Here is a 20200-nt window from a genome sequence, read left to right as displayed (position 1 = left end):
GTGGTTTATAGAGAAGAACACAAAAACTGGCTTTTGCACCTCGTCCTACACGCCCTCGTAATTGGTGTAGCTGTGAAAGCCCTAATCGTTCAGCATTTTCAATGACCATAATTGACGCATTGGGTACATCTACTCCAACCTCAATAACAGTTGTGGCAATTAGCAGTTGTAGTTCATTATTTTTAAATGCTTGCATGACAGCCTGTTTTTCATCGGCTTTCATTTTGCCATGAACCAAACCAATATTAAGTTCAGGAAAGCGCTCTTTCATTTCTTGATAGGTGGCTTCGGCAGCTTGAGCATCTAAAGTTTCGGACTGTTCAACCAGAGTACATACCCAGTAGGCTTGTTTACCTTCTCGGCAGTTGGAAGCAATTCGATGCAGTACTTCTTCACGACGATCTAGCGGAATCGTGACGGTCTGAATTGGAGTTCGGCCTGGGGGTAATTCATCAATAATCGATGTATCTAAATCGCCATAAGCACTCATTGCCAGTGTTCTAGGAATTGGTGTTGCAGTCATGACCAGTTGATGTGGGGTGAGCTGTTCGGCGCCTTTATTGCGTAAGGCTAATCGTTGATCGACCCCGAATCGGTGCTGTTCATCAATAATCACGAGTCCTAGTTTTGCAAACTCAACGTTATCTTGAAATAAGGCATGAGTACCCACAATCAGTTCAGCATGGCCTTCTTTAATTTGTCGCTCAGCATGTGCCCGCGCTTTCCCTTTTTGTTTACCCGACAACCAAGCTACCGTAATACCTAAAGGTTCAAACCAGCGTTTAAAATTTAAATAATGCTGCTCTGCTAAAATTTCGGTGGGTGCCATTAACGCAACTTGCCAATCTGCTTCCAATGCATGACATGCTGCAACCGCTGCAACTAAAGTTTTTCCAGCCCCTACATCACCTTGTACCAAACGCAGCATAGGTTGATGTTGTTTTAAGTCGCTTAAAATTTCTTTTGATACACGTTTTTGCGCATTGGTCATTTGAAAAGGTAAAGCTTCTAGCAGTTTTTTTGCAAGCACCTTACTACTCGGAAAAGCAGGAGAAGCAATTTGGCGAATATAAGCACGTCGAGTGAGAAGACTAATTTGATGTGCGACCAGCTCTTCAAAAATAAGACGTTGCTGCGCAGGATGAGAGCCTTGAGCCAGTTGGATCATATTGGCATCAACTGGCGGCTCATGAATGTAATGTAAAGCTTCTTTGAGTGCATACCCATTTGTATATTGTTTAGGGAGTAACTCGGGTAAGGCATCACTATGATGCTTCAACGCTTGTTTAACATATTCGCGTAATTTAGCTTGTGTTAGTCCATCGGTACTTGGATAAATTGCTGTGAGCTGCGTTTTTGGAAGGGGGGTATGTTCATTAATAAGTTGAATTTCTGGATGATAAAGCTCAAGTCCTCGTGCACCTACACGAACTTCACCAAAAATACGTAAACGGTTACCAGGTTTTATTTTGTCAGTTAAATTTTTATAAATATGATAAAAGCGTAAAGTCACCTTACCAAATTCATCTTGTATTAATGCGGCCATAGATTTACGTTTACCTGGAGGGAAATCAACAGATTTGACTTCACCCTCGAGTAAATAACTACGACCAACCACCAATTGATTCATAGGAATAATGGTACTGCGATCTTCATAATCACGGGGCAGATGAAACAGCAAATCATCTGTGGTAAAAATATTTAGTTTTTCGAGTAGGGCTGCTGAAGCCGATCCAACGCCTTGTAACTGATGGACTGAAGTCATGTCCCCTCAACGAGTTCTCTATGCATATATTATTTATCGGTTATGGTAAAACATCTCAGCGTGTTGCTAAACAACTATTTGAGAAAGGACATCAAATTACCACAATTAGCCGTAGTGAAAAGACAGATCCTTATGGGACACATCTCGTACAGGATATTTTTACGCTCGATTTAAGCGAAATTGCACCTGTAGATGTAGTGTATATTTTACTTTCTCCAGACGATAGTACTGTTGAAGGTTATCAGCATACTTATGTGGATAGTATTGAGCCTATTCGTCAGGCTTTAAAATCGCATCCGGTTAAAAGATTAATTGTGGTGTCATCTACGCGGGTATATGGTGAAAATTCTGGTGAAACAATTGATGACCATAGTGAGATTCACCCAAATGATGCCCAAGGGCATATCTTGCACAATATGGAATTGCTATGGCAAAAGTATTTTCCGTCACAGTGCGTGATTGTGCGTCCTACAGGGATTTATGGGGCTTCTATTGATCGTCTAAAACGAATGGCTGAGCACACGCAAACCTATCCAAATATTCACTATAGTAACCGTATTCATATTGATGATTTAGCAAGGTTTTTGGCATTTTTAGCTGATTTTGAAAAACCCCATAAAAGCTATCTTGTTGCTAATAATGCACCTGTACCTTTGCATGAAGTCTTACTGTGGTTTCAAAGTCAGTTAGATTTACCGCTGCTTACCTTAGATTCAGCTCATGTGTCAGGCAAAAAAATTTATGCGAAACATCTGTTTGAGACGGGTTTTCAACTTGAGCATCCAATTTGCTTTAATGACTATTTATTATGTTTAAATGCTCATGGTACAAATTAAAATTTAGACTAAACTTTAAATAACAACAGAAATACCTGATGAGGCAGTTAAATTGCCGATAAAGATAAAAAGGTTAAAAGTGAAAAAATTTTGTTTAGCTCTCTTTTTGAGTGTAACGTCAGTTACGAGTTGGGCTGGGGATCAGGTGTGGTGTGCATATGATCCAGCGGGTACCCAAGGGGATATTACGCGCCGACTAAATGACATTCGTCTATATGCTCAGCAATATCAAGTCAAATTCAAAGTCGTTAGTTATCAAAAAGAGCAGCAAGCCATTCAAGCCTTTGATGAGGGTAAATGCTCAGGCTTAGCAGCCAGTAACTTTAATACTTATCAGTATAATCATTTTATGGGCAGTACCTCAGGTATTGGTCTTATACCCAATAACCGGACTGCACGAAATCTATTGCAGCTTTTAAATCACCCTACAATTGAGAAAAGATTAATTAATAAAGACTATGAAGCAGTCGGCATGATTCCGGTTGGTACTGCAAATATGGTCATGAAAACCAAAAAAATATCAAAAGTGGCACAGCTTAGAGGTCAACGAATTGGAGTTCTGGCCAATAACCCGCCACAACAAGCTTTGGTGAGAAGTGTAGGTGCGCAGCCAGTATATGTTGATTTATCGAATGCGATTGCGCAGTTTCAACAAAATAAAATCGATATTATGCCAGCGCCTGTTTATGGTCTTTTGCCTTATAACCTACAGAAAGATTTTGGGCCAGATACTCAGGTGATTAATTTTCCTTTGGCGTATTTCGGGGTAAATATAATTATTAAACCACAAGCTTATCCAGCCAATTTTGGACGAAAAATTCGGGCTTGGTTTGTCCAAAATAGTCAATTATTAACAAATCGAGCTATACAATGGGAAAACCATTTACCAGCCTATTATTGGGTTGACGTTTCTTTTTACGAAAAGCAGAGCTATGACATTATGGTGGCAAAAATACGCAATCAATATGTTCGCTCCGGTTATTACGATGCCTACTTTGTGGAGCTAATGAAACGCTTACGTTGTATTGATGATCCGCGTTACTTTGAATGTCCAATGAGTAGATAAAATAAAAGGCAACTTAAGTTGCCTTTTATTTTGCATGAAGACTTTAAGCTTTTTTACGTTTTAAACGGCGTTTAGCTTGCTGAGAAGCCATTGCTTCAAGAGCTTCTTTTAACTCTTCATCAGTAAAGGTCGTGATGTGTTGCAACATTTGTAATGTCACTTCATCAAGCACCAACTGTGCGCCTGCTGCCATTTGACGGAAATTATCATCAAACTCGATTTGGCCTTGGTCATTCGTTCGAATGTAGTTTTGTTGAGTTAAAACTTTGATAAAGCTTTGGAACAATGCTTTGTCAAAGAATTCAGGAGAGTTAAACTCATAAAGAACTGATAAACGTTGCCCTAATAAATGACTTAATTCTTCAACTTGTTTTGCTGAAATATTGCCTGAACCACGCTGAGTGATTAAAGCTAAAGTCATGTAATAACGTTCAAGGCTTTGTTTAACAGGTGTTGCTAATACAACAAGCTGATTATGCTCTTCAGTATTTGGTGCAGAGCTAATTAAATTGCCTTCGTCATCTTGTTGAATAAGATTTGATTGAACCAATGCATCTGCATATTGCTCAATCTGTTCTTTAAGTTCGCTACTTTTCCATTTAAGGAATAGTTCGGCTTTTAAGAATGGATAAAGCGTATAGATGACATTGCTTAAATCAGCACGGCTAATTTTCCCGTTATGTTCAACAAGAGATGCAATCAATGAAGGTAAAACGAATGCATGCAAAATGTTATTACGGAAATAGGTGAGGAGAACTGCTTGGTTATCTTCAATCGCAATAATGTCACCAAGGGCATGCTGTACACGCTTAATCAATTTAAGCTTTAAGCCATAAGCAATAATTTCCTTACCAGAGAGCGGCGTCACTTCTGTACGCTGATCGTAAGGGAAATTTGATGCTAAATTGCGGTAAGCTTCAAGCTGCTTAATACAGATTTCTTCATCAAGCGTATGCTTTGGTGTTGCAAGCAAAATAATTGAAAGTAAAGAAACCGGGTTAATCACTACCGCACGGTTAATATTTTCTAAAATCGCATTTGCAGAACTGTTTACTGCTTCTGAAACAGCAGGTGGCACTGGGTCATCGTTCTTTTCAATATAAACGTTCTCAGCATTATGCTGTTTAAGCAAGTCATCTAGAAAAACAGGTTCACCAAAGTTAACGTGTACTTTACCGAAAATACGTTCAATTTTTCGGAGTGTTTTTAAAATACCAAAAATAGATTCGGCTTCTTTTGGCTTACCTTGCATTTCGCCTACATAGGTTGAACCTTCCATAAGGCGCTCATAACCAATGTAAGTTGGCACAAATACAATCGGCTTGGCACGGCCACGTAAATGACTATGGACTGTCATTGCGAGCATGCCGGTTTTCGGTGGTAATAAGCGGCCTGTACGCGAGCGTCCACCTTCAATAAAGTATTCAAGTGGTGTGTTTCGAGAAAGAATACTATATAAATATTCTTTAAATACAGAAGTATAAAGACCATTGCCACGGAAAGAGCGGCGAATAAAGAAGGCACCGCCACCACGTAAAAGCTGACCAACGAAAGGTAAGTTTAGGTTGTCGCCTGCAGCAATATACGGAACCATCAAGCCACGTTTATAAATCACATAAGACAGTAGTAAGTAGTCAATGTGGCTACGGTGACATGGTGTGTAAACAATTTCATAGTCTTTTGCAAGCTCTCGGACAGTACTGAAGTTATGAACTTCTACGCCGTCATAAAGCTGAGTCCATAGACGTGTTAACGCCAAATCTGCAAAACGTACTGCTGAGTGAGAATAATCAGATACGATTTCATTCACATAACCAATCGCACGACGCTCTGCTTCAAGCATGCTGATTTTACCGCGAATACTTTCGCGTCGAATGGCTTCTTGAACATCACGAGACTTTAATACCGACTGCATGACATTGCGGCGGTCTGATAAGTCAGGGCCTAAAACAACTTCACGTTGGCGATCAAGGTAGTCATTTAAAGTGCTAACAATATAAGTTGCTGGCGAAAGGTTCGGATAATGCTTCTGAGCATATTCAACGAGGTCACGTAAAGACTGGGGTTCATGGAATTCCAAATAAGATTGGCGACCATGCAAACCAATATTTACAAGCTGTTTAACTGTACTTGGTGTTGCCCATGTATCTGAGAATAACAACTTAAACCAAGAGTCTTCTTTATCTGGAGAACGACCCCATAAAACGGTTACCGGAACCAGTTCTATGTCGAGTTCAGGATTTGCTTGTAAAACTTCGATTAGTTTAATCAAACGTGGCGGAAAAGCATGAGGAGGGGGATTCAGTAGGTTATTTTCATCATTGTGTTGTAAAAATAAAACTGAAGCTTTTTCCTGATGAGTACCGATGACTAATGGATCTAGCGCTGGCTTTAAATTTAAGCGACGAGTTTCTCCATCCACCACTAAAGCATTACTGCGAGAATGATTTTGCAAGACATAGCACACTACTTTTTGGCGCTCGGTCTTCGCTTCTGTTTCTGTTGTTGATACTGGTTCAGTAGGAACTTCCCCAAGAACATGTGGTGTTACCACGAGGTCAAGTAGTTTACTCGAAAGCCGACGATACATTTGACCAAACCCACTCTTGGACATAAGAACTCCTACTTCTTAAAGACAAATCCCGGCACCAAAGGCAGAGGGTAAATATTTTGCGGTATTTATTAAAAAAAACAATATGCTATTTTCTGATAAATTATAATTCTTTTGGCATTTTTTATCGTTAAAAATCGTATTTTTAGCTGTTTTAAAGGCAATGTTTGTCAGAAGTTGACTGATTGTTCCATGTACAAATAGTTTTTTATGGCACAATAGATTCTACACATCTGTCCTTTAATACCAATTTTGCCTGCAATATGAAGGTATCTCTCATGAATGCGTTAACCCAAGAACTGGTTGAGCTGCTCACTTTAGAAAAGCTTGAAGAAAATATTTACCGTGGAATTAGCCGTAATTTGGTCGGTAAACGTGTTTTTGGAGGTCAGGTTCTCGGTCAAGCATTACGTGCTGCTTCTTACACAACTGATCGTCCTGCGCATTCTCTGCATGCCTACTTTTTATATGGTGGTGATATTAATGCTCCAATCATCTATGAAGTAGACCGTTTGCGTGATGGCAAAAGCTTTGTCAGCCGTCAAGTTCGGGCAATTCAGCATGGACGAGTTATTTTCTCGGCAATGGTGTCTTTTGCTAACCCTGAAGAAGGCTTGAACTATCAGCATCCAGAACCAGATTACCCAGCTCCTGAAGCGCTAAAATCGGAAAGTGAGCTGAAAGAAGGTATCCTGAATTTTGTACCGGAAAATGTTCGTGCAAGTTTTATGCGTGAGCGTCATGTTGAAATCCGTCCGATTGATCCAGTCAATCCATTTCAACCACAACCGGAAGCGCCTTTTAATGCGCACTATATCCGTACCCATGACCGTATTCCAAAACAGCTAGATGATATTTCATTGCATCAAGCAATTGTAGCGTTTTACTCAGACTTTACTTTGATGACAACAGCTTTAAGACCACATGGCTTAAGTTATATTTCTCCAAGTTTGCAATGTGCCAGTATTGATCATGCGATTTATTTCCATCGCCCACTTCGTGCTGATGAATGGATGCTCTATGATATGGAAGCTACAGTTAGTGCGGCTTCTCGCGGTTTAAACTTTGGCCGTATGTGGCAAAATGGCCAACTCGTATGTAGTACGGTGCAAGAGGGTTTGATGCGTTTACGGGAAATTGAAACTCAATAAATAACGATGAGCCATCTGAAAAGATGGCTTTTTTATTTTTAATTGAAACGATGTGACAAAAAATTGCTCGAATGAAAAGCAAGCTCATGTCATATTTACAAAAGGATTGCCTACTGAAAAAAATAATGTTGATATGAACTTAAATACACAAATTCTGATTGCTGCCATTTTAGGTTTAGCCTTTGGCTTCCTACTTACCATGTATCCGGACACTGCTTTTGTAAAGCACAGTTTATATGGATTAGGCATATTAAGTAGTGTTTTTATTGGGCTACTTAAAATGTTGTTGGTGCCATTAATTTTTAGCTCCATTGTGGTTGGAGTTTCAAATTTGCAGGCAGGTGGACAATTAGGCCCAGTTTGGAAAATTACATTCTTGTGTTGTATCACCACCACCACCTTGGCCTTAATTTTAGGTATTAGCTGTGCTCATTTGTTTGAGGTCGGGCGAGGTGTAGATATTTCAATTTTTCAGGCATCTATGCAAAGCTATCAAACACCAGATAGTTTAAACCCGGCAACTTTCTTCACTAATTTTATTCAAAATACTTTAATTAACCCATTTAAAGCTTTTAGTGACGGGAATGTTTTAGCTGTCGTCGTGTTTGCTCTATTTGTGGGTGTTGCTTTAGTTCATGGTGGCGAACGTTTTAAAAGTATTCGGGTATTGAGTCATCAGTTTTTTGAAATGATGATGATGCTAGTAGGTTGGGTAATGAAATTGGCGCCGTTAGGTATTTTTGCCTTACTCGCTAAATTAATGGCTACCGAAGACATTTCAGTATTAAGCCGATTGGCGGAGTTTGCTGCTGTGGTAACAGGTACTACTATTTTTCATGGTGCTGTTGTTTTACCGCTACTGCTTTGGATTTTTGGTCGTATGAGCCCTTGGACTTTCTTCAAAGGCACACGTACAGCTTTAATTACCGCATTTGCAACGAGCTCTAGCTCTGCCACTATGCCGCTGAGTATGAAATGCGCACAGGAAAACTTAGGTGTTCGTCCTCAAACTGCAGGTTTTGTGATTCCATTGGGTACACAGCTCAACATGGATGGTACAGCTTTATATGAAGCTGCTGCCGCGCTCTTTGTGGCAAATCTAGTTGGACTAGACTTAAACCTGACACAACAAATTGTAGTGTGCCTAACCGCAATGATCGCATCACTTGGAGCACCAGGAATTCCAAGTGCGGGTATGGTTACCATGATTATGGTATTACAGTCTGTGGGTTTACCTGCCGAAGCAATTGCGATTTTACTTCCAATCGATCGTTTACTCGATACGGTAAGAACGGTTGTAAATGTGCAGGGAGATATGATGATTAGTGTGGTAGTAGATCGATATACCAAAGATAAAGATATCAGTATCTAATCTCTAAATAAAAAAGCAGGATTTATATCCTGCTTTTTTATTTTAAGCTGCTTGTAATTCAGCTCTTTTGGCTGCTGGCGACTGCGATAAATAACTTACCGCATCTTCAGTGCTACCTTCTTTAACTGGATCATACCACGGCATGAGGTAGTCAATTTGCTGAGCAATAAGCCAGATTGGGTTTGGTAAAACTTGATTATCTTTTCGGCTAATTTTATACCATTCTAGAGCAACCCAAGCTGGGAAAAATCTAGATTTGGCAGCATCAGCAAAACGTGGATCTTGCTTCATAATATGTGCAGCGCCGTCTACCCATAGTCCTAACACAAGCACAATTACTGCAAGACTTAAATAATAGCGCGGGATATAACCGCCTCCTAAATGGCGATATAAATCGAAAGCAACCGTGCGGTGTTCAATTTCTTCTGAACCATGCCATTTTACCAGGTCTACCATTTCTGGATCTGCGCCTAACTCTTCCCAACGTTTGTTATAAAGCGCATATTTACCTAGGACACATGTCATGTGCTCAACTGTCGCGATAACACCTAAACGAAATAAATCCCATTGCTCTTGCAGGAATTGCGGAACTTCTTTGTCAAAAGGCTTATCTGCCAAAGCAGTGGTAAATAGATAATTCATAATGTCCAGATTTCTCTGGATATCAATATTGCGTGCACTTAAATATTCTTTATTGGCAGAAGTGTGTGCGTTTGCATGCATTGCTTCTTGGCGAATAAATGCTTGTACATCCTGTTTAAGTTTTTCATCAGTAATACGAGGTAAAACCTTGTTATAGAGCCGGCAAAACCAGAACTCTCCAGCAGGCAAGATATTGTTAATTTCATTAATAAAATAACTTGCAAACGGTTGGTTTGGAATCCAGTCTACAGGGGTATCTTTCCAGTCAAATTTTACCTTGCGTGGAAGAATTTTATAATCAATAGAAGAACCTAAAGCCTTATTCTTCAAAAAAGATAGCAATTTCATCATTTAGTCCTGATTTTTAACTCGATGAAGTTATGATGAGTATAAAAAAAGCCCCTACATTTGTGTTTAGCAATAGGGGCCAATTGAATATAAATTTAATGAAGAAATTGTATCTGTTTTGACGATTTACTCTTCTGCATCCTCATCGCTTACTTCTGGGATTGCATCAACGTCAAATTCTGGCTGTTGTTCAAGCGTAAAATGTAGACGTCCAGCCATCACACTTGCTAGCTCTTCTAAACCTAGTTTGTTTAATGAAGAAAAAAGCTGAATCGAGAAATCAAGCTTCATTTTTTTCAGTTGCTGTTTAACTTCGAGCAAGACTTTGTTCGCTGGACCGCGGTTCAGTTTGTCTGCTTTGGTTAAAAGAATATGAACAAATAAATGGCGTGAATAAGCCCACTCTAGCATCATCATGTCAAAGTGCTGTAAAGGGTGGCGAATATCCATGAGTAAAACCAAACCTTGTAAGCTTTTACGATGGATTAGATAGTTTTCTAATTCTTTTTGCCATACACGTTTCATTTCTTCTGGTACGGCTGCATAACCATAACCAGGAAGGTCAACTAAGCGTTGATCTGGATTACCTAGGCTGAAAAAGTTAATCATTTGCGTACGCCCAGGTTTTTTGGAGGCACGTGCAAGCTGTTTCTGGTTTGTTAATGCATTAATTGCGCTAGATTTTCCTGCATTTGAACGTCCGGCAAACGCAATCTCGTAGCCACTATCTTCAACACATAGTGCCAATTTCGGAGCACTCATTAAAAATTCAGCTTGGCGTAACCAGTTTAGAGATTGCACAGCATAGGCTGTAATCGCTGGATCCGGTTTCTTTTCATAACTGATCTTTTGCTTGGGTGCGAGTCTGGCTTTGGTGTCTTTCGATTTTTCACTACGACGCATAAAAAATAACTTTTTAAATGAGAGGGCTCGCGCCTAGTATAAAGGAGCTTGGTTATTCTTGCTAATTTTCAGTAAGCTTGCTTAAAAAGATAAATAGAATTACGGGCTCTAGAGTTGTAAAAAGGCGATAGGGGAATGATCTGAAGCGGATTTTGGCTGTTGTAAAACTTCACCTAACGTATATTGATCTAAACTTTGATAAAAGCTTTCCAAAGCTTGATCAAGAATACCTTTCAAACCGCAATGGGAGCGTAAAACACAAGGCGGTGTATTGCATTCAACAATTTGGTGGTCACCTTGTAAAATTCGGACAATTGTTCCAAGTTTTAAATCTAAAGCTTTTGGATTTAATCGAATTCCACCACCTTTGCCGCGAATGGTAATAATCCACTCTTGTTTACCCATAAAATGGACAACCTTCACAAGATGATTTTGCGAAACATATAAATCTTGAGCGATTTCTGCAATCGTGTACGGCGCATCACTTGGACGAGCGACATACATTAATATTCGCAAAGCATAATCGGTAAATTTATTAAGTTGCATGATCACCAAAAACTAGAGGTTAGGAGGTTGATCATCTTAGCCTGAAAGTCTAAAGAATAAAACTTTCAGGCTAGAGCTTTTTAAGTTACAGCGTTAAAGGAGCTGAAACTTGTACTTGATCACCAACTCTATAGTGCTCAAGCAAAATGTTTGAAACAGAGAACTCTGTATGGTCTTCTTCTGGTTGAACATCAAAATGATAAGTATTGTCCTCTTGAGCCTCTGTGAACTTAAATGCTTTTGGTTGTTCAAGCTGTTGGTTAGGTACTTGAACTTTTACAGAAATAAAAGCATTTGCTGGGCTGGTGAGTACATCTTCATGATCAGTTGCCTTTAAAGTAAAGCGTTTGCCAGACTCAAGTGGGTCAATTTGCGTAATTTCAAATGAACGCCAGCCAGCCCATCCACCTTTCAAGCTTTCAAGTTGTTCATATTTTTGTTTTTCAACACCAATTAAGATATCTGCCAACTGTAAGTAAGCTTGTTTCCACGCTTCAATGAGTTCTGATTCAAATGGAACATTTAAAACTTCACTAATTGAATGAAGCAAGTTGTCGCCCACAATTGCATATTGATCTGGCTGAATATCTAAACTGACATGCTTAGTGGTAATGCGTTCAACCGCTTTGGCAAGCACCGTAGGATTCTCAATATTTTCAGCATACGCGAGTACAGCTGCTGCAAGAGCACGAGGTTGGCGCAGGCTGGTCTGATCATCAAGATTAAAAACATTTTTTAGTTCTGGGTTGTTATTCAACATACGCTTATAAAAGTATGTAGTTAGAGTAACACCATGTTCACGCAATACAGGTACAGTAGATTTAACGAGTTCAATTTGTTGTGGAGTCATGGCTAGACCTTAATTATCTGGCTATATAAGATGTATTTAAAATACATCTTTAAAATAGTTGTAGCAATAGCTTTTTAATAAAAACCTTAAAAAATTTAAGGGATATAAAATCCCTTAAATTAATATACTGATTTAAAAATAAATTTTATTTTCCAAATAATGAGCCGAGTAGCCCCCGTACTAATTTTTGGCCAGTACTACCACCTAAGCTGCGAGCAGCACTTTTTGCAAAAGTTCCTACAATATCTTGAGTAAGTTTAGCTCTTTCACGCGCCGCACGTTCCTCTTCTTTTTGCTGTTCACGTGCTAGACGCTCTTGTTCTTTGGCTTGTTGCTTCGCTAAAGTTTCCTGTTCTTTCGCTTGCTGTTTTGCGAGTTCTGCATCTTGTTTTTGCTGTTCCCGTTCAGCCACTTTGTTTTGGAGCATTTCATAGGCACTATCGCGATCTACAGCTTGTTCATAAACCCCGGCAATAATACTTTGCGAAATTAAGGTCTGACGCTCTTCTGGAGTGATAGGCGTAAAAGAAGAGTAAGGAGGCATAACCCAACCACGCTCTACAATTTGAGGTGTACCTTGCTCATCTAGGCAACTAATCAGTGCTTCACCTACACCGAGCTCGGTAATTGCTTCATCTACTTTAAAATCGGGATTAGAGCGGAATGTATCTGCTGCTGTTTTTACTGCTTTTTGATCTTTAGGAGTAAAGGCACGTAAAGCATGTTGTACACGGTTGCCGAGTTGCCCTAAAACACTTTCTGGTAAGTCGAGCGGGTTTTGGGTAATAAAATAAATTCCCACACCTTTAGAACGAATTAAACGTACAACCTGTTCAATTTTTTCTTGTAAAGCTTGACTGGCATTGTCGAATAACAGGTGAGCTTCATCAAAGAAAAACACGAGTTTAGGTTTATCCATATCACCAACTTCTGGAAGCTGTTCAAATAATTCTGAAAGCATCCATAATAGGAAAGTAGCATATAGCTTAGGTGTATTCATGAGCTTGTCAGCCGCAAGAATATTGATATAACCATGCCCATTTGCGTCGGTTTGTATAAAGTCCAGAATATTTAAAGCTGGCTCTCCGAAAAACTGTTCTCCACCTTGGTCGGCAAGAGCAAGGAGATTACGTTGAATAGCGCCTAAGCTGGCTGGAGATAGGTTGCCATATTCGGCTTTAAACTCAGCTGCATGTTCACTTACAAAAGTGATCATGGCTTTTAAATCTTTAAAGTCGACCAGAAGTAACCCTTGGTCGTCTGCAATACGGAATACGGCAGATAAAACACCTTCTTGGGTGTCATTTAAGTTGAGTATACGTGCTAATAAAATTGGTCCAATTTCAGAAATAGTGGTTCGAATAGGGTGGCCTTGCTGACCAAATAAATCCCAGAAAACAACTGGATTGGCTGCAAATGGAACACTGTCGATCTGTAAAAGCTTTAAGCGTTCATTAAATTTATCCGAAGCTTCACCAGCTTTTGCGAGGCTTGAAACATCACCTTTTGCGTCGGCAAGAAAGACGGGAACGCCGATTCGAGAAAAACTCTCTGCGAGCACCTTTAGGGTGACTGTTTTACCTGTACCGGTCGCACCTGCAATCAGGCCGTGCCGGTTGGCAAATTGGGAAAGTAAAACAATTTCTTTTGATGTGTCGTTAATATTTTTTGCAATAACAATCGGTGTACCCATATATTTTTATCCCTTAGTGTGAGCCACTATTGATGTTGTCGTTTTACATTTGTTTCAGAGCATTTTCGATATCTTGAATTAAATCTTGTGGATCTTCTAGCCCTATACAGAAGCGAACCAACAAACCTTGTTGTAAATGTGTATTTTCAAGTTTTCTCATCATTTTTAAATCATAAAGCATGACGAGACTCACAGGTCCTCCCCAACTAAAACCAAGTTTGAATAGCTTAAGAGCATCACAAAAACGGCGTACTGCTGAAATATCATAATCAGATTTGAATACAACACTCACTAAGCCTGCACTTTTACCTGTTGAGCAAATTTCTTGCCAGTATTGATGACCAGGTGCAGCTTTATCGCTTGGATGTAGAACTTGTGCAAACTGAGATTGTTCTTTTAACCATGTCAGTAGGGTTTTAGCATTATTTGATTGTTGCTCATACCTTAATGACATATGCGCAAGACTGCGTTGAATTTGGGCGGTATCATCACCAGATACCGAAATCCCTAAAATGGCATGCATTCGGAACAAACGGTGATGTAACTTCTCATCACGAGTTACCACACTTCCCATTAAAATATCGCCACCACCACTTGGATATTTGGTAAGCGCATGAATGGTTAAATCCACTGATAAATGCTCATCGGAAAAATCAAAAGCATTAAAGGCGAGGCCAGCTCCCCAAGTATTATCTAGTGCAGTTAAAACGCCATGTGCTTTTGCTTTTTTTACTAGCGCTTTGAGATCTGGAAATTCAAGAGTGACAGAACCTGCTGCTTCTAACCATAGCAACTTGGTTTTATCAGAAGGCTGGAAACTTGAGACATCGATCGGGTTATAAACTTGAACATTAATTCCATATTGATCTTTTAAGTAGTTTAGGTGTTCCAGATTCGGACCATATATGTTGTCTGGCACCCAAACTTCATCACCTGTTGCTAGCACAGCAGAATTTACGAGATTAATCGCAGATAACCCGCTTGGAGCAAGTAGGCAGTATAAACCACCCTCAACTTGAGCAATATTGTCGCCTAGTGTGAATGTCGTAGGCGTACCGTGGGTGCCATAACTATAGTCATAAGGATCGGTCCAATGACGGTCAAAAAGGTGCGAAGTTGATTTAAAAATAATAGTTGATGCACGAAATAAGGGAGGTTGCACGGTTTCAATAAATTGAGGTGCTTTTCGTGGTGCATGAATGAGTTGGGTTTGGAAATTGTTATGCTTTTTCATGGGGCGCTATACTTTACATAATGAGATTAGATTAAGAGAAAACTTACTTAACTGCTAGATTTTTGATTATTTCTAAGATGTTTCGTTACTAGTGTAACATTCACTAAAACTTGGCTTTATTTTTGCAAAGATCAAACCAACATTCTAACAACAATAGGTTTAAGCGCATGAAGTCGCATTTACGTGTTCACTATTTTCAACATATTGCTGGCGAAGGTTTTGGAAGCTGCTATTCATTCTTAAAAGCACACCATGCAACGATAACAGCTACAGAGTTTTTTGCACTTCCAGTTGATCTCCCTTTGGAAATAGAAGCATTGCCACATATTGAAGATGTGGATTTGCTACTTATTATGGGGGGAACTATGAGTGTAAATGATGAGGCAAATTATCCATGGTTAAAAATAGAAAAAAGATGGATACGTCGTTATTTGGCGGCGGGAAAGCCTGCGATAGGACTTTGTCTCGGAGGCCAACTTATTGCCAATGCACTAGGAGCCGCCGTTAGTAGAAACCGTTATCAAGAATTGGGATGGTCGACCGTACAAAGGGTGCCGAATTTACCTAAAGAAAGCTTTTTATTACCAGAAAAAATAAATGTAATGCAGTGGCATAGTGAAACTTTTGAGATTCCTAAAGGTGCGATTCATTTAGCAGAGAACTCAGTTTGTCGTAACCAGATGTACCAAATTGGTTCAAATGTTCTTGGTTTTCAATTTCATCCAGAAATGACACCGAAGGTATTAAATCTTCTTTTAGAGAACGAACAAGAGCTTTCTATTTTTAAAGGTGAGTATGTTCAATCTTTAGATGAATTACATCATTGTGATATCCAAAAGTTTGAACAAGGCAATCAACTTTTAAACAGGGCAATAGAGTTCGTGGTCAATCAATAAAAATATAGAGTTGACGAGAAAAAGGATGAATTGAGCAGAAAATAGAAAAAGAGAATTGCATAAGACTTAAACAATCGTTATAATGAGCGACCCTCAAGAAGAGGGCATTTACTGCGAAGAAAGTAGTAAATGTGCATTACAGTCGTGGCATCGATCACGACCTTGGTGATTATCACTGCCTTTGACACTTACCAGATAGGTGAGATGCGTCAAAGGTGATTCTTTATATATTTGGCTTGGAGTTTACTGGTATGTCTAACCAGAGAATTCGTATCCGTCTTAAGTCTTTTGATCATCGTCTGATTGATCAATCTGCTCAAGAGATCGTAGAAACCGCTAAGCGTACCGGCGCACAAGTGTGTGGTCCAATTCCGATGCCTACTCGCATCGAACGCTTCAACGTTCTTACTTCACCGCACGTTAACAAAGATGCGCGTGACCAGTACGAAATCCGCACCTACAAACGTTTGATCGACATCGTTCAACCTACAGATAAAACTGTTGATGCATTGATGAAGTTAGATCTTGCAGCTGGTGTTGATGTTCAGATCGCTTTGGGTTAAGGCTTTCGGTTAATTAACGATTAGTTAATTAGGCCGCTTTTTTAGAGGTTTATGCACATGGCTATTGGTTTAGTCGGTCGCAAATGTGGTATGACTCGCATCTTTACAGATGCTGGTGTTTCTGTACCTGTTACAGTCATCGAAGTCGATCCAAACCGCATTACGCAAATCAAAACACTTGAAACTGATGGTTATCAAGCTGTTCAAGTAACTACTGGTGAACGTCGCGAGTCTCGCGTAACTAACGCTCAAAAAGGTCACTTCGCTAAAGCGGGTGTTGCTGCTGGTCGTTTAGTTAAAGAGTTTCGTGTTACTGAAGCTGAGCTTGAAGGCCGTGAAGTTGGCGGTACTATTGGCGTTGATTTGTTCACAGTTGGTCAAATTGTTGACGTAACTGGTCAATCAAAAGGTAAAGGTTTCCAAGGTGGTGTTAAACGTTGGAATTTCCGTACCCAAGATGCTACTCACGGTAACTCTGTTTCTCACCGTGTTTTAGGTTCTACAGGTCAAAACCAAACTCCTGGACGCGTGTTCAAAGGCAAAAAAATGGCTGGTCACTTAGGTGATGAACGCGTAACAGTACAAGGTCTTGAAATCGTATCTGTTGACACTGAGCGTTCAGTTTTGGTTGTTAAGGGTGCAATTCCTGGTGCAACTGGCGGTGACGTTATCGTACGTCCTACCATCAAGGCCTGAGGGGAAATACCGTGAATTTAAAAACTGTTTCCGGCTCTGCTGTTGAATTGTCTGAAGTAGCTTTCGGACGTGAATTTAACGAAGCTCTTGTACACCAAGTTGTTACTGCTTACTTAGCAGGTGGTCGTCAAGGTACTCGTGCTCACAAATCACGTGCAGACGTTTCTGGCGGTGGTAAAAAACCATTCCGTCAAAAAGGTACTGGTCGCGCTCGTGCGGGTTCTATTCGTAGCCCAATCTGGGTTGGTGGTGGTAAAACTTTTGCTGCTCGTCCACAAGATTGGTCTCAAAAAGTAAACCGTAAAATGTATCGCGGTGCAATGCAATGTATCTTAGCTGAACTTGTTCGCCAAGATCGCCTTGTTTTAGTTGAAGAGTTCGCTGTTGCTGCTCCAAAAACTAAAGAATTGCTTGCAAAACTTAACGATTTAAATGCAGCTCGTGCTTTGATCGTTACAGATGCTGTAGATGAGAACTTATATCTTGCAGCGCGCAACCTTCCACACGTTGATGTGGTAGATGCAACTGCAATCGATCCTGTAAGCTTGATCGCGTTTGATAAAGTTGTGATGTCTGTAGCTGCTGCTAAGAAAATTGAGGTAGAACTCGGATGAACAACGAACGTATCTATCAAGTCCTAAAAGGACCAGTCTTCTCAGAAAAGGCACAAGTTTTAGGTGATACTGCTGGTGTTCAAGTATTTAAAGTAGATATCAACGCTACTAAACTTGAAATCAAAAAAGCAGTTGAAAAACTTTTTGGTGTAGAAGTTGTTAAAGTTAACACAACTATTACTAAAGGTAAGACTAAGCGCTTTGGTCGTACATTAGGACGTCGTTCTGATGTTAAAAAAGCATACGTCACCCTGAAAGCCGGCCAAGATGTTGAAATGGCTGACTTGGGCGATACCGCTGAAAGCGCAGCGGAATAAGGACGAAAATTATGCCGATTCAAAAATGTAAGCCAACGTCTCCAGGACGTCGCTTTGTAGAGAAAGTGGTTCATGACCATCTTCACAAAGGCGCGCCTTATGCACCGTTGGTAGAAGCAAAAAAACGTACTGGTGGTCGTAATAACAACGGTCACATTACTACTCGTCACGTTGGTGGTGGTCATAAGCAACATTACCGTATCGTTGACTTCAAACGTAACAAAGATGGCGTACCTGCTGTTGTAGAACGTATTGAATACGATCCAAACCGTACAGCGCATATTGCATTATTGAAATATGCTGACGGTGAGCGTCGTTATATCATTGCGCCTAAAGGCTTACGTGCTGGTGATAAAGTACAATCTGGTAACGATGCTCCAATTCGTCCAGGTAACTGTTTACCACTTCGTAACATGCCAATCGGTTCTACACTTCATAACGTTGAACTTAAAATCGGTAAAGGTGCTCAATTAGCACGTTCTGCTGGTGCTTCTGTTCAATTGTTGGGTCGTGATGGTTCTTACGCAATCATTCGTCTTCGTTCAGGCGAAATGCGTAAAGTACACGTTGAATGCCGCGCTGTAATTGGTGAAGTTTCTAACCAAGAAAACAACCTTCGCTCATTAGGTAAAGCTGGTGCTGCACGCTGGCGTGGTGTTCGTCCTACCGTACGTGGTATGGCGATGAACCCGATTGATCACCCACACGGTGGTGGTGAAGGGCGTAACAAAGGTATTCAACCTGTAAGCCCATGGGGTCAAAAAGCTAAAGGGTACAAGACACGTACCAACAAGCGTACGACTAAGATGATTATTCGCGACCGTCGCGTCAAGTAAAGGAATCTGACTAATGCCTCGTTCTCTGAAAAAAGGCCCATTCGTCGATGCGCACTTGTTCGCTAAGGTTGAAGCGGCTGTTGCTAGTAACTCTCGCAAGCCGATCAAAACTTGGTCTCGTCGTTCGATGATCCTTCCAGACTTTGTTGGTTTAACAATTTCTGTTCACAATGGCCGTAACCACGTTCCAGTAATTGTTACTGAGCATATGGTTGGTCATAAACTCGGTGAATTCGCGCCAACTCGTACCTATCGTGGTCACGGTGTTGACAAGAAGTCTAAACGTTAATAGGTGTCATGATGGAAGTAACTGCTAAATTACGCGGTGCCGCTATCTCGGCACAAAAAGCACGTTTGGTTGCGGACTTAATCCGTGGCAAGTCTGTTGCACATGCTTTAAACATCTTGAACTTCAGCAACAAAAAAGCTGCAGTTTTAGTTAAAAAAGCATTGGAATCTGCAATTGCAAACGCTGAACACAATAACAGTTTAGATGTTGACGACCTTAAAGTTTCTACGATTTACGTTGACGAAGGCATGAGCCTTAAACGTATTATGCCACGTGCTAAAGGCCGTGCAGATCGTATTACTAAGCGTACTTGTCACATCACCGTTAAGGTAGGGGTTTGATATGGGTCAGAAGGTTCATCCAATCGGTATCCGCCTAGGTGTTGTGAAACGTCATAACGCTAACTGGTATGCGAATCCGAAACAATACGCTGAATACTTGCTTAAAGATCTTCAAGTTCGTGAGTTTTTAACTAAAAAACTTAAGAATGCGATGGTTAGCAATATTCTTATCGAACGTCCATCAGGTGCTGCTAAAGTAACAATTAGCACAGCTCGTCCTGGTATCGTAATCGGTAAAAAAGGCGAAGACATTGAAAAATTACAGCGCGAACTTACCAACATCATGGGTGTTCCAGCGCAAGTAAGCATCAACGAAATTGATCGCCCAGACTTGGACGCGCGTTTAGTTGCTGAAGCAATCGCTTCTCAATTAGAAAAACGTGTAATGTTCCGTCGTGCTATGAAGCGTGCGGTTCAAAACACTATGCGTGCTGGTGCTAAAGGTATCAAAGTTGAAGTTTCTGGCCGTTTAGGTGGTGCAGAGATCGCTCGTACAGAATGGTATCGTGAAGGTCGTGTACCTTTGCACACTCTTCGTGCGGACATCGACTATGCAACTATGCGTGCTGAAACTACTTACGGTACGATTGGTGTTAAAGTTTGGATTTTCCGTGGTGAGATTTTAGGTGGC

General features: G+C 40.4%; 21 protein-coding genes. 13 read left to right on the top strand and 8 right to left on the bottom strand.

All coding sequences use genetic code 11. The features are described 5' to 3' along the window. The coding region (gene recG, locus C1642_RS11525; protein WP_228153845.1) for an ATP-dependent DNA helicase RecG at positions 1-1765 on the bottom strand (1765 nt) is incomplete at its 3' end. 20 nt (positions 1766-1785) lie between these two features. Here recG and C1642_RS11520 point away from each other — a divergent pair. Both C1642_RS11520 and adeT2 read left to right on the top strand, forming a co-directional pair. Beyond that, entirely contained in the window at positions 1786-2601 is an 816-nt protein-coding gene (locus C1642_RS11520; protein WP_000547774.1) for an NAD-dependent epimerase/dehydratase family protein, read from the top strand. Positions 2602-2680: 79 nt separating this feature from the next. Further along, the gene (gene adeT2 / locus C1642_RS11515) at positions 2681-3667 is read left to right on the top strand and encodes a putative multidrug efflux protein AdeT2 (protein ID WP_000712907.1); all 987 of its coding nucleotides are present in this window, start codon (positions 2681-2683) and stop codon (positions 3665-3667) included. A gap of 43 nt (positions 3668-3710) precedes the next feature. Here adeT2 and plsB read toward each other — a convergent pair whose 3' ends face one another. Further along, positions 3711-6281, bottom strand: coding sequence for a glycerol-3-phosphate 1-O-acyltransferase PlsB (gene plsB, locus C1642_RS11510; RefSeq protein ID WP_000045410.1), 2571 nt, complete (start codon positions 6279-6281; stop codon positions 3711-3713). A gap of 275 nt (positions 6282-6556) precedes the next feature. Here plsB and C1642_RS11505 point away from each other — a divergent pair, with 275 nt between their 5' ends. Both C1642_RS11505 and C1642_RS11500 read left to right on the top strand, forming a co-directional pair. Next, entirely contained in the window at positions 6557-7429 is an 873-nt protein-coding gene (locus tag C1642_RS11505) for an acyl-CoA thioesterase (RefSeq protein ID WP_000993136.1), read from the top strand. A gap of 106 nt (positions 7430-7535) precedes the next feature. Beyond that, entirely contained in the window at positions 7536-8801 is a 1266-nt protein-coding gene (locus C1642_RS11500) for a dicarboxylate/amino acid:cation symporter (RefSeq protein ID WP_002000599.1), read from the top strand. A gap of 42 nt (positions 8802-8843) precedes the next feature. Here C1642_RS11500 and C1642_RS11495 read toward each other — a convergent pair whose 3' ends face one another. From C1642_RS11495 to C1642_RS11470, 6 genes are all read right to left on the bottom strand, one after another. Further along, the gene (locus tag C1642_RS11495; RefSeq protein ID WP_016653507.1) at positions 8844-9794 is read right to left on the bottom strand and encodes a metal-dependent hydrolase; all 951 of its coding nucleotides are present in this window, start codon (positions 9792-9794) and stop codon (positions 8844-8846) included. 123 nt (positions 9795-9917) lie between these two features. Further along, a complete protein-coding gene (gene yihA / locus C1642_RS11490) occupies positions 9918-10694 on the bottom strand; it encodes a ribosome biogenesis GTP-binding protein YihA/YsxC (RefSeq protein ID WP_103236355.1) in 777 nt (258 codons plus the stop codon). A 108-nt stretch (positions 10695-10802) separates the two neighbouring features. Next, positions 10803-11240 (bottom strand): RrF2 family transcriptional regulator, encoded by a 438-nt coding sequence (locus C1642_RS11485; protein ID WP_001176606.1) that lies wholly within the window; start codon positions 11238-11240, stop codon positions 10803-10805. An 85-nt stretch (positions 11241-11325) separates the two neighbouring features. Then, positions 11326-12090, bottom strand: a complete 765-nt coding sequence (locus C1642_RS11480; RefSeq protein WP_000188888.1) for a globin domain-containing protein — start codon at positions 12088-12090, stop codon at positions 11326-11328. A 145-nt stretch (positions 12091-12235) separates the two neighbouring features. Then, on the bottom strand, positions 12236-13783 hold the full coding sequence (locus C1642_RS11475; protein ID WP_000537113.1) for a helicase HerA-like domain-containing protein: 1548 nt from the start codon (positions 13781-13783) through the stop codon (positions 12236-12238). Positions 13784-13826: 43 nt separating this feature from the next. After that, entirely contained in the window at positions 13827-15017 is a 1191-nt protein-coding gene (locus C1642_RS11470) for a PLP-dependent transferase (protein ID WP_032036179.1), read from the bottom strand. A gap of 167 nt (positions 15018-15184) precedes the next feature. On the opposite strand from C1642_RS11470, the gene C1642_RS11465 reads away from it, so the two are divergent. The 9 genes from C1642_RS11465 to rpsC all read left to right on the top strand — a co-directional run. After that, a complete protein-coding gene (locus C1642_RS11465) occupies positions 15185-15913 on the top strand; it encodes a type 1 glutamine amidotransferase (RefSeq protein ID WP_000835293.1) in 729 nt (242 codons plus the stop codon). Between the two features lie 251 nt (positions 15914-16164). Next, on the top strand, positions 16165-16476 hold the full coding sequence (rpsJ, locus tag C1642_RS11460) for a 30S ribosomal protein S10 (RefSeq protein WP_000070912.1): 312 nt from the start codon (positions 16165-16167) through the stop codon (positions 16474-16476). Between the two features lie 57 nt (positions 16477-16533). Then, positions 16534-17172: a 50S ribosomal protein L3 gene (gene rplC, locus C1642_RS11455; protein ID WP_001982642.1), complete on the top strand. Its 639-nt coding sequence runs from the start codon at positions 16534-16536 to the stop codon at positions 17170-17172. Positions 17173-17183: 11 nt separating this feature from the next. Further along, positions 17184-17786 (top strand): 50S ribosomal protein L4, encoded by a 603-nt coding sequence (rplD, locus tag C1642_RS11450; protein WP_001050255.1) that lies wholly within the window; start codon positions 17184-17186, stop codon positions 17784-17786. Continuing rightward, positions 17783-18103, top strand: a complete 321-nt coding sequence (gene rplW / locus C1642_RS11445; protein ID WP_001058538.1) for a 50S ribosomal protein L23 — start codon at positions 17783-17785, stop codon at positions 18101-18103. The genes rplD and rplW overlap by 4 nt, the downstream gene beginning before the upstream one ends. 11 nt (positions 18104-18114) lie before the next feature. Continuing rightward, positions 18115-18939 carry a 50S ribosomal protein L2 gene (rplB, locus tag C1642_RS11440; RefSeq protein WP_001122317.1) on the top strand — a complete coding sequence of 275 codons (825 nt, stop codon included), beginning with the start codon at positions 18115-18117 and terminating at the stop codon, positions 18937-18939. A gap of 13 nt (positions 18940-18952) precedes the next feature. Further along, the gene (gene rpsS, locus C1642_RS11435) at positions 18953-19228 is read left to right on the top strand and encodes a 30S ribosomal protein S19 (RefSeq protein WP_001138119.1); all 276 of its coding nucleotides are present in this window, start codon (positions 18953-18955) and stop codon (positions 19226-19228) included. An 11-nt stretch (positions 19229-19239) separates the two neighbouring features. After that, the gene (gene rplV, locus C1642_RS11430; protein ID WP_001982638.1) at positions 19240-19569 is read left to right on the top strand and encodes a 50S ribosomal protein L22; all 330 of its coding nucleotides are present in this window, start codon (positions 19240-19242) and stop codon (positions 19567-19569) included. Between the two features lies 1 nt (position 19570). Beyond that, a partial coding sequence (rpsC, locus tag C1642_RS11425) for a 30S ribosomal protein S3 (RefSeq protein WP_228153844.1) occupies positions 19571-20200 on the top strand: 630 nt, incomplete at its 3' end.

Origin of the sequence: Acinetobacter sp. AKBS16, assembly GCF_002899995.1 — a bacterium.
GTDB classification, from domain to species: Bacteria; Pseudomonadota; Gammaproteobacteria; order Pseudomonadales; family Moraxellaceae; genus Acinetobacter; species Acinetobacter baumannii.
This window is presented reverse-complemented; position numbering and strand designations above follow the sequence as displayed.